General features: G+C 67.9%; 10 protein-coding genes. 2 read left to right on the top strand and 8 right to left on the bottom strand.

Features of this window, described 5'->3' with window-relative positions:
- Positions 1–132: 132 nt before the first annotated feature.
- Complete coding sequence (locus HW466_RS26785; protein ID WP_151005383.1) at positions 133–783, top strand: BON domain-containing protein; 651 nt, start codon at positions 133–135, stop codon at positions 781–783.
- Between the two features lie 68 nt (positions 784–851).
- On the opposite strand, the gene HW466_RS26780 is transcribed toward HW466_RS26785, so the two are convergent.
- From HW466_RS26780 to HW466_RS26760, 5 genes are all read right to left on the bottom strand, one after another.
- A complete protein-coding gene (locus tag HW466_RS26780) occupies positions 852–1,652 on the bottom strand; it encodes a SulP family inorganic anion transporter (protein ID WP_239006088.1) in 801 nt (266 codons plus the stop codon).
- 141 nt (positions 1,653–1,793) lie between these two features.
- Positions 1,794–1,994, bottom strand: a complete 201-nt coding sequence (locus tag HW466_RS26775) for a hypothetical protein (RefSeq protein ID WP_390885674.1) — start codon at positions 1,992–1,994, stop codon at positions 1,794–1,796.
- A gap of 173 nt (positions 1,995–2,167) precedes the next feature.
- Positions 2,168–3,196, bottom strand: coding sequence for an LOG family protein (locus HW466_RS26770; protein ID WP_151005385.1), 1,029 nt, complete (start codon positions 3,194–3,196; stop codon positions 2,168–2,170).
- Positions 3,197–3,218: 22 nt separating this feature from the next.
- Positions 3,219–3,554, bottom strand: a complete 336-nt coding sequence (locus HW466_RS26765) for a c-type cytochrome (RefSeq protein WP_059869100.1) — start codon at positions 3,552–3,554, stop codon at positions 3,219–3,221.
- Positions 3,555–3,573: 19 nt separating this feature from the next.
- The gene (locus HW466_RS26760; protein WP_059809564.1) at positions 3,574–4,581 is read right to left on the bottom strand and encodes an Acg family FMN-binding oxidoreductase; all 1,008 of its coding nucleotides are present in this window, start codon (positions 4,579–4,581) and stop codon (positions 3,574–3,576) included.
- A 173-nt stretch (positions 4,582–4,754) separates the two neighbouring features.
- Here HW466_RS26760 and HW466_RS26755 point away from each other — a divergent pair, with 173 nt between their 5' ends.
- Positions 4,755–5,744, top strand: coding sequence for a zinc-dependent alcohol dehydrogenase family protein (locus HW466_RS26755; RefSeq protein ID WP_151005387.1), 990 nt, complete (start codon positions 4,755–4,757; stop codon positions 5,742–5,744).
- Positions 5,745–5,769: 25 nt separating this feature from the next.
- Here the strand turns inward: HW466_RS26755 and fnr are convergent, their stop codons facing one another.
- The 3 genes from fnr to HW466_RS26740 all read right to left on the bottom strand — a co-directional run bounded on the left by fnr (position 5,770) and on the right by HW466_RS26740 (position 9,607).
- Positions 5,770–6,543, bottom strand: a complete 774-nt coding sequence (gene fnr, locus HW466_RS26750) for a fumarate/nitrate reduction transcriptional regulator Fnr (RefSeq protein WP_059792378.1) — start codon at positions 6,541–6,543, stop codon at positions 5,770–5,772.
- Between the two features lie 425 nt (positions 6,544–6,968).
- Positions 6,969–7,616 carry a response regulator gene (locus tag HW466_RS26745; protein ID WP_059768757.1) on the bottom strand — a complete coding sequence of 216 codons (648 nt, stop codon included), beginning with the start codon at positions 7,614–7,616 and terminating at the stop codon, positions 6,969–6,971.
- On the bottom strand, positions 7,613–9,607 hold the full coding sequence (locus HW466_RS26740) for a PAS domain S-box protein (RefSeq protein ID WP_174905760.1): 1,995 nt from the start codon (positions 9,605–9,607) through the stop codon (positions 7,613–7,615). The genes HW466_RS26745 and HW466_RS26740 overlap by 4 nt, the downstream gene beginning before the upstream one ends.
- Positions 9,608–9,644: the final 37 nt, after the last annotated feature.

The raw sequence follows: 9,644 nt of genomic DNA, 5'->3' as shown, positions 1-9,644 counted from the left end.
GTCAGCGGATTTCATAGTGGGCCGCAGCGCATCAGGCTGCAACAAGCCCGGATATAAAGCTGCAACCCATCCTGTCGCAGTCGGAACACACGAAAAACCGTCGCAAACGGGAGGCGTTCATATAAGCAGACGATGAAAACCGACAAGCAGTTGAAGCAGGATGTCCAGGACGAACTGGAGTCCGACCCGTCGATCGATTCGACGCGCATCGGTGTCGAGGTGACCGACCGGATCGTGACGCTTTCCGGGCACCCGCCGAGCTATGCGGAAAAACTGGCGATCGAGCGCGCGGCCAACCGCGTGGCCGGCGTCAAGGCACTCGTCGTGGACATGACCGTGCATCTGCCGGACGACGACGTGCGCACCGACGAGGACATCGCGAAAGCTGTGCGTTCGGTGCTGCACTGGACGGTCGGTCTGCACGACGACGCGGTCAAGGTGCAGGTCGAACGCGGCTGGATCACGTTGTCCGGCAGGGTCGACTGGGCGTACCAGAGCCACCTGGCCGTGCGCGCGATCTCGCAGATGCGCAGCGTGACGGGCGTGACCGACCACATCGCGGTACAGGGAACGATCGGTTCGGACGACATCGGCGGCAATATCAAGCGCGCGATCATGCGCCACGCGGAGCGCGAGGCGAAGCACATCGCGATCGACGTGCACGACGGCACCGTGCGGCTGTCCGGCAAGGTCGGCTCGTTCTCCGAACGCAAGGCCGTGCGCGGAGCCGCGTGGTCGGCGCGCGGCGTGCGTGCCGTCGTCGACGATCTGGTAGTCGAGTAAGGCCGGCGGCCGGATCGGCAGGCCGCGCAGCGCCGGGAGGGCGGTCGGATGACACTTTCAGGTGGACTTCACGACGCGAACGCGCCGGACGCGAGCGCGCCCAGATCGGCAAGCGACACGGAAGGCAGGCGCGGGACCGGCATGCCGGCCGGCAACGCGCCGATCATGGCGACGCCTTGCAACGGCGGCAGGCGGGCGACGAGCGTCGCGGCCAGCACGGCGATCAATATCGCGGGTGAGCGCGGCGTCACGCGCTTGATCACGAAGATGGCCGCCAGTACCGCGATGCCGAGCAGACCGGCCGAGATGGAAAAACGGCCATCGACGAACGCATGCGCGACGCGCGTCACGCTGGAAAACACGTCGCTGCCCGACACGGGCATGCCGAAGAGTTCGGGCAATCGCCCGGCCACGAGCGCAATGGCGATGCCGTTCAGGTAACCGTACTGGATCGGACGCGACAGCAGATCGGTGACGAAGCCGAGACCGAGCGCACCGAGCAGGATGCAGATCGCGCCGGCCGACAGCGCCAGCGCGCCGGACAGCGCGATCGCGCGTTGCGGGTCATGAGCGGCGAGCGGGGCGATGGCGCCGGCGATCAGCGCAGCCAGCGCGGAATCCGGGCCGAGCACGAGGATCCGGCTCGGGCCGAGCAGCGCATAGGCGAGCAATGCAGCGATCGACGCATAAAGGCCCGTGATGGCAGGCAGCCCGGCTGCCTCTGCATAGCTCATGCCGACCGGCACCAGCACGGCGGAAAGCGCAAGGCCCGCGTACAGGTCGCGCGAAAGCCACGCACGCCGATAGTTCGCGAGCAACGCGACGCCCGGAAGCATGCGGACGACCCGCGCGGATAACGGGCGGTTCATCGCGGTTTTCGCGGGAAGGTCGGGACGACAGCATTGCGTTGCCCCGACACGCTGGCGTTCATCGCAATATGGCTGCCTCCGGCGCGACGCACGAGACCGCGCAGCGACGAATACCGAGGCGCGACGCCGCGACGCCGCGCATCACGCGACCTTGAGCGGGCAAAGCTGCAGCGCCTGGGCGAAGCGGGCCAGCGTGGCGATCGATCCCGTCACGCTCTCGTATCGCTCGCGGCCGATCTGACCGTCGAGTGTCACCAGCATGCCGGCGTCCCGGGCAAGCGCGACGAGTGCCACCATGTCGAGCCCGGTTGTGTCGTACATATCGGATGTGGCGGCCCGCATCCCCGAATCGGAACGATAGTCGGCGTGTGACATGACGTCTCTCCTGGTTGTTGTGCGGTCGATGTGCCGGTCGGCCGGTATCCGTGATTTCAGTATCGTTGCCGCACGCCCTCGATTCAATCAGCCGGCCCCGAAGTGGCGGTAGGAATCGCGCCCGTTTCGTCGGCGGATTCCTACACGGCGCGCGGCTTCGACGAAGCGTCGCAGCGCGCCGGCGCGCGCTCCCGGCGCCGCGCATACCAGGTGCCGATCGCGTGCCAGATCGCCGCCGCGGATTCGCAATACGTGAACAGCTCCAGGTCGCGCCGGTCGATCATCCCTTCATCCGCGAGAAACGCCAGGTCGACCGCGCGGCGCCAGTACGCCTCGCCGACGAGGATGACCGGCAACGGCGCGATCTTGCGCGTTTGCAGCAGGGTCAGCACTTCGAACAGCTCGTCGAACGTGCCGTAGCCGCCGGGGAAGAAGACGGCCGCCTTCGCGCGCTCGAGCAGATGCAGCTTGCGGATCGCGAAGTAGTGGAACCGGAAGCAGAGCGCCGGCGTGAGGTACGGATTCGGCGCCTGTTCGCGCGGCAGCTCGATATTGAAGCCGATGCTGGGCGCGCCGCGCTCGTAGGCGCCGCGATTGGCGGCCTCCATGATGCCGGGGCCGCCGCCGGTGACGATGGCGAGCCGCGCGGTGCGCGTGCAGCGGTCGGCATGGGCGACGATACGCCCGAACTCGCGCGCGACGCGGTAATACACGCTCTGTTCGACGAGGCGGCTGGCGATCGTGACCGCGCGCTGCCGGCTCGCGTCGCGCGGACGTTCCGCAAGCAGGCGGTTCGCTTCGTGCAGCCGCGCGTTCGCGATCGACGGCGCGACGATGCGCGTGCTGCCGTAGATCACGACCGCATGCCCGATCCGTTCGTTCTGCAGGCGCTCCTCGGCCTTCCAGTAGTCGAGTTGCAGCCGGATGCCGCGCATGCCCGAGCCTTGCAGAAGGGTCGCGTCTTCGTCGGCCGGCGTGCGGTTCGTGCGTGGGACGACACGCGGCCTGCGGCGCGACACTGGCTTGACGGCCCCCTTGCGCTCGGTCGCATCCGGTCTCGCGCGCAGCCGCTTGCCGCGCGCCTTCGCGATCGTCGCGACGGTTGCGGGACGACGGCGTGCGCTGCCTTTCGCGATGCCGGCCGCAGCCCGTGTGCGTGGCGTCGACATCAACGTAAGCGCCGCGCGCCGGTCACTGGCTCAGCACCCATTGCACGAGCCGATGCGCGTCGTCGGCGGACAATGGGCCGCCGCGATCGACGGCAGACGGCATCGGCGTGTCGCCCCAATGCGCACGGCCGCCGACGCGCAGCTTGCGTTCCAGCTCCGCGGCGGCACGCGGATCGCCACGATAGCGCTCGGCGATCTCGTGAAACGACGGTCCGAGGAACGTCATGTCGGGTGTATGACAGAACATGCAGTGCTGCGCATTGACGAGCTCGGTCGGCTCGGGCACGGTCGTCTGCGCGGCGGCCATGCCGGCCGTCACGGCGAGCGCGCAAACGGCCGCGGCACGGATGATCCTCATGTTCATTTCCTTGTCGGGATCAGGAGAAGGAGACCACTTCGTCGAGCGGACGACGCGGCGAATGCGGTGTATGCGGACCGCGTCCGACACGCAGCAGCAACTGCGGCTCGCCGCGCAGCCCGAGCATGTGGCGCAGATGGGCACGCAACCCGGCCGTCTCGATCGGCTGGTTCAGGTACGACGCGGTATAACCCGCGCGCGTCGCGACGAGCAGGATGCGCTCGAGCGCCTGGCCGGCCGCAAGCCATGCTTCGCGATCGTCGCGCACGGTCGCGATGCACACGATCAACGGCGATGCGCCGACGAGCTGGTGATGCAGCGCGGCCAGCCCGTTGCCGAGATCGAAGGTTCGTACCGCCATCGTCGCCACGGGCGCGGCGAAGTCCAGCAACGTCGGCACGCCGGCCGCGAATGCCGGCATGCCGTCGACGTGGCGGCGCGGATCGATCCAGCTCGCCAGCTCGCGCCGGAAGCGCGGGTCCGCGAACTGCTGACGGTCGGCCTCCGCCACCAGCTCCGCGACGCGCGCGCGATGCGCGATCGAATCGACGCACGCGACATCGGCGCCTTCCGCGACGCCGGCCGCGATCAATTCATGCTGGATCTCGTCGGGCACGGCGGTCGATTCGAATGGCGCACGCGTCGTGACGCGATTCGGAATCGCATCGAACAACGCGCCGAGGGACGCATCGAAATAGCCGTCGTCGCAGACCCGGACGAGCGCCAGCAGATCGGGATCGACCTCGGAAGGAAACGTCCTGATCGTGTGGGCGAGCCCGGCATGATCGAGCGCGACACGCAGGTTGAGCAACGCCGCGCCGCAGCTGATGATCAGTTCGCGATCGAACGGATCGACGACGGGCAACGCGCGAACGCGGTCCGCGCACACGGAAATCGTCGCGCCGTTGACCAGGAAGCGCCACGGCTGCGAATTGTGACTGGACGGCGCCAGCACCGCGTAGCCCAGCAACTCCCGCAACTGATGGTCGGGACGGGCGCTTGCGGCAAGCGGGGGAACGGATATCATCGATCATCTCCAGGTTGCCGCGCGGGCGGCATCACGCCACTTCATCGTGTCAGCAACCGTCCGGCGGGCGTTGACCCACGTCAAGCGCCCGTCATCGGGCCCGACACGCGCGCCGGCCGACGGCTAGCCTTGGAACGTGAGTCGCGCGACACCGGTCGCGCAGGGAGGCAAGCATGCTTGCGATGATGTTTGACGGCACGACACCGCATTTGCGCGAAGCGCACGTGCCGGATCCGTCGCCCGCGGCGGGCCAGCTGCTGATCGACGTACACGCATGCGGCGTATGCCGGACGGATCTTCATGTGGTCGACGGCGAGCTCGCGCACCCGAAGTTGCCGCTGATTCCGGGGCACGAAATCGTCGGCACGGTGCGCCGGCTGGGCGAAGGCGTGACGGGCTTCACGGTGGGCGACCGGGTCGGCGTTCCATGGTTGGGCTCGACCTGCGGGCATTGCGCGTATTGCACGTCCGGCCGAGAGAACCTGTGCGACAGCCCCGGTTTCACCGGCTATACGATCGATGGCGGCTATGCCGAACGCGTGGTCGCCGACCACCGTTATTGCGTGCATCTGCCGCAACGCTATGCGGATCTGGAGGCGGCGCCGCTCCTGTGCGCGGGCCTGATCGGTTATCGAACCTTGCGCATGGCGGGCGCCGCACGCCGCATCGGCATCTACGGTTTCGGGGCGGCGGCGCATCTCGTCGCGCAGGTCGCACATGCCGAAGGGCGCAAGGTGTTCGCGCTGACGAAGCCCGGCGACACGGCGGCGCAGCAGTTCGCGCTGTCGCTGGGCGCCGCCTGGGCCGGCGGCAGCGACGAAGCGCCGCCGGAGCCGCTCGATGCCGCGCTGATTTTCGCGCCGGTGGGTGCGCTGGTGCCCGCCGCGTTGCGCGCGCTCGACAAGGGCGGGATCGTCGTGTGCGGCGGCATTCACATGAGCGACATCCCGGGCTTTCCGTACGCATGGCTGTGGGGCGAGCGCCGCATCGCGTCCGTGGCCAACCTGACGCGGGCGGACGCGGTCGAATTCATGCGGATCGCCGCCGCGATGCCGCTGCGGGTCGACGCGGTGCGCTATGCGCTGGCCGATGCGAACCGCGTGCTCGACGACCTGCGCGGCGGGCGCGTATCCGGCGCCGCCGTGCTGGCCATGCGCGGTTGATTCGCTCGGCGGCTTCTCCGCGTACTCAAATCTGCCGCAGGCCGTCCGAATCGACGATCCGGATCTGCTTGCCCTGCGTCGCGACGAGCCCCTTGTGCTGGAACTTCGACAGCATGCGGCTGACCGTTTCGAGCTTCATCCCGAGATATTCGCCGATCTCGTCGCGCGTCATCCGCAGCACGAATTCCGCAGCCGAGTAACCGCGCGCCTTGAAGCGCGCGGAGAGATTCAGCAGGAACGCGGCTACCCGCTGCTCGGCGCTCATCGTGCCGAGCAGCAGCATCTGCGAGGACTCGCGCACGATCTCGCCGCTCATCATCTGATACACGTGATGCTGCATCGGCCGCACTTCGCGGCACATCTGCTCGAGCTGCCCGAACGGGATGATGCAGACCGTGCTGTCCTCGAGCGCGATCGCGTCGCCGTTGTGGTGCCCGGTGTGCACGCCGTCGAGCCCCAGCGATTCGCCGACGATCTGGAAGCCGGTGATCTGCTCGTCGCCGTCGCGATGCATGACGATGGTCTTGAACGATCCGGTTCTCACCGCGTAGATGCTGTTGAATGCGTCGCCCGCGCGGAACAGCGTTTCGCCGCGCCTGACGTGTCGCGTCGTGCAGATCATCGCGTCGACGCGCGCGAAATCGTCGGGCGAAAGGTCGGAGGGCATGCAGACGGTACGCAACGCGCAGGTCGAGCAGCGGGATGCGGCGCGCTTGGGCTGATCGGCGGGTTCGACCGGATGCAGCGGGATGAACGGGCGTAACGGCATGGTCGTCGTGACTTCGGCACTGCTCTGCATGATCGGCTCCAGTTCGGGGGCAGCGGCGATTCGCCGTCGGGCGGGGGTCGCGCTGGCCGTTGTACCGGCGGCCTTGGTGTCTGCCGCCTTCCTGTCGGGAAAGCCCCGCCGGACACGCCAGCAGACCGTTACGCCGGTCTCGACGATGGTGCAGCCTTGGCTCCGGGAGGCACGATGGTTCGTTTTTCTTGATGTGCAGTATGGATGTTGCGCGGGGTCAAGAAAATCAGCCGGAATTGAAGTTGGAGTAGGTGAGAGGGAAGTCTTGTAGGAGGATTCCTACAGAGGCGCGGCAACTTGTCGCGATCGCCGCCGGCGTGCGCCGCACGCGGATCGCGGGTGCGGCGCTGCCGCGCCGGCCCGACCGTCGCCACGGACGCTTTCCGGAGGTACGGGCGGCGACGCGACCGCGCGCGATGCCGCCGTCAGAGCTCGTCCGGGTCCTCGAACAGCTTGTGGCGCATCGCGTAGCGCACGAGTGCCGTGTCGTTCGGCATCTGCATCTTCTCGAGGATTCGCGTCTTGTATGTGCTGACCGTCTTCACGCTGACGCAGAGCGCCTGCGCGATTTCGGAAATCGACTCGCCGGTGGTGACGCGCCGGAAGACATCGAACTCGCGGTCGGACAGGCGCTGGTGCGGCAGCAGATCGGTCGGCTCGTTCAGGCTTTGCGCGAACTGCTCGGCCATGGTCAGGCTCACGTACACGCCGCCAGCCGCGATCTTGGTCAATGCGGCGACCAGTTCGGCGCTGGCACTTTCCTTGGTCATGTAGCCCGACGCACCCGCACGGAATGCGCGCACCGCATATTGCTGTTCGGCATGCATCGTCAGCACGAGGATATGCAATCCCGGCTTCTCGTCCTTGATCTGCTTGATGAGCTCGACACCGTTGCGGCCCGGCATCGACAGGTCGAGCACCAGCACGTCGGCGTCCGTGTCGCGCATCAGCGCGATCGTCGACGCGCTGTCCTGCGCTTCCCCGACGACCTCGAAACCGCTCGCGCTCTGCAGGATGTGCCGAAGGCCGTCCCGCACGAGCGCGTGGTCGTCGGCGATGAGTACCCTGATCATGACAGCACATCTCCTTGCTGGATGGCGTGAAGCGGCAGCGCCACGGTGATCGTGAATCCCGCGCCCGGCCGGTTGTCGATCGTCACCGTACCGTCGAGCATGTGCGCGCGCTCGCGGATGCCGATCAGCCCGAACGACGGGCGGTCCTGCACGTTGCCGGCGTGCACGGGCGCGCCGTGACCGTTGTCCGCGATGCGCAGCATGCAGTATCCGCCTTCCACTTTCAATGCCAGCGTCACGTTCGTCGCGTCCGAGTGCCGCGCGACATTGGTCAGCGCCTCCTGCACGATGCGGAACAACGTGGTCGCGCCGGCGCTCGTGAACGCGGTGTCGACGGGCGGCAGCTCACGGTCGACCGTGATCCGGTAGCGGCGCGTGAAATCGTTTGCAAGCCATTCGATCGCCGGCACGAGGCCCAGGTCGTCGAGCATCACCGGCCGCAGATCGGCCGCGATGCGTCGCACGGACGCCACGATCGAATCGATCAGCCGGTGCATGCCGCCCAACTGCTCGCGCACGCCGGTGTTGGGCGCGACGATGCCCGCGAGCCCCAGCTCGACGGCCGAGAGGTCCATCTTCAGCGCGGTAAGTTGCTGGCCGAGGTCGTCGTGCAGTTCGCGCGCAATGCGCGTTTTTTCTTCTTCCCGGACGTTCTGCAGGTTGGCGGACAGCTCGCGCAGCTCCTCGCGCGACTGCTTGAGCGCGTTTTCCGCTCGCACCCGCTCGGTCACGTCCCGCAGCATGACCGTGTACAGCTTGCCGGTGCCGTCGCGAATCTGCGAGATCGACGCCTCGATCGGAAACTCGGTGCCGTCGCCGCGCAAGCCGAACAGCACGCGTTGCCGTCCCATCTGACGCTCCGACACGCCCGTCACGCCGAATTGCTCGACGTGCCGCGCGTGCGCGGCACGGAAGCGCTCGGGGATGAAACGGGACAGCGGCGCACCGATCGCCTCCATCGCCGAGACGCCGAACACCTGTTCGGCCGCCGGGTTGAAGATCACGATCGTCTGGCTTTCGTCGACGGTGATGATGGCCTCCATCGACGACCGGATGATGCCCATCATCCGCGCTTCGGTGGGTGGGCTGTCGCCGACGGGCGTACCGGCGGGCCCGCGCGTCGCGACGACCCGCTGCACGAGCGCGGCCAGCGTCACCGAGAGCACGGTGCCGGCCAGCAGGACGGCCATCACGACGTCGGACGTGTCGGCGCGCGGCGCGCTGTAGCGCAGCGCGAGCGGCGTGCCGCCGAACGTCAGCGTATCGGTTCGCCGGAGCGTGTCGCGCTCGGCCGTCGAGTCGCCCGCGCCGAAGCCTCCGGAATACACGGGCGCGGCCGGATCGTCGGCCGTGATCTCCAGATGCAACCGAGCGAGAACCGACGGATCGACGAGGCGATCCGCATTCAGCGCGGCATAAACGTACCCGGTTGCCGCCGCATGCCGCGGCGCGGACGAAGCAATGTCTCCGGCGTTTGCATAAATCGGCAGATACAGCGTCAGTTCCGTCCGGGCGATCGCCGCATCGGTGCTGTCCTGGAACGCGTTCGCGGCGAGCGCGACCCGGCCGGTTTGCGCCGCGCGCTGCAGCGCCTGCCGGGTTGCCTCGGTGTCCTCCGCCGCGCTCGGCTCGATTCTCCCGAGACTGCGGATCGGCGACTGCAATCCGTCCAGATTCAGACTGGCGAGATAGCCGCGCCATGCGGCCCCGGATTGCGGGGCCGGCAAGTTCGCCGCGAAGCCGCGTGCGCTGCGCAACAACACGGCCGCGCCGAGCAGCGTGCGCTGAAGGTCGGCCGTCGCTAGTGTCGCGGTTTGCTCGAATTTCGCCTGGGCGGCGTCGCGTGCCTCGTTCTGCAACACCCGGGAGGCCGCGAACGTTGCAGTCAGGCCAAGCGCCAGCGTCAGCAGCGCGGCCATCGCTGCATATCGCGCGGGCCGGGCCCGGCGTGACGCCGGCCCGGCCCCGAAGGGGGGCGGATTCGTTGTCATTGCCGTTCATCCTGACGGAGCTCGTCGGTGGCTGGCT

This window comes from Burkholderia territorii (genome assembly GCF_902833055.1).
GTDB classification, from domain to species: domain Bacteria; phylum Pseudomonadota; class Gammaproteobacteria; order Burkholderiales; family Burkholderiaceae; genus Burkholderia; species Burkholderia territorii.
The sequence above is the reverse complement of the archived record's forward strand: the minus strand, read 5'-3'. Positions and strand labels throughout refer to the sequence as shown.

Coding starts and splice junctions, on each gene's coding strand:
- HW466_RS26785 (WP_151005383.1), top strand. CDS start 133: ATGAAAACCGACAAGCAGTTGAAGCAGGATGTCCAGGACGAACTGGAG.
- HW466_RS26780 (WP_239006088.1), bottom strand. CDS start 1,652: ATGAACCGCCCGTTATCCGCGCGGGTCGTCCGCATGCTTCCGGGCGTC.
- HW466_RS26775 (WP_390885674.1), bottom strand. CDS start 1,994: ATGCGGGCCGCCACATCCGATATGTACGACACAACCGGGCTCGACATG.
- HW466_RS26770 (WP_151005385.1), bottom strand. CDS start 3,196: ATGTCGACGCCACGCACACGGGCTGCGGCCGGCATCGCGAAAGGCAGC.
- HW466_RS26765 (WP_059869100.1), bottom strand. CDS start 3,554: ATGAGGATCATCCGTGCCGCGGCCGTTTGCGCGCTCGCCGTGACGGCC.
- HW466_RS26760 (WP_059809564.1), bottom strand. CDS start 4,581: ATGATATCCGTTCCCCCGCTTGCCGCAAGCGCCCGTCCCGACCATCAG.
- HW466_RS26755 (WP_151005387.1), top strand. CDS start 4,755: ATGCTTGCGATGATGTTTGACGGCACGACACCGCATTTGCGCGAAGCG.
- fnr (WP_059792378.1), bottom strand. CDS start 6,543: ATGCAGAGCAGTGCCGAAGTCACGACGACCATGCCGTTACGCCCGTTC.
- HW466_RS26745 (WP_059768757.1), bottom strand. CDS start 7,616: ATGATCAGGGTACTCATCGCCGACGACCACGCGCTCGTGCGGGACGGC.
- HW466_RS26740 (WP_174905760.1), bottom strand. CDS start 9,607: ATGACAACGAATCCGCCCCCCTTCGGGGCCGGGCCGGCGTCACGCCGG.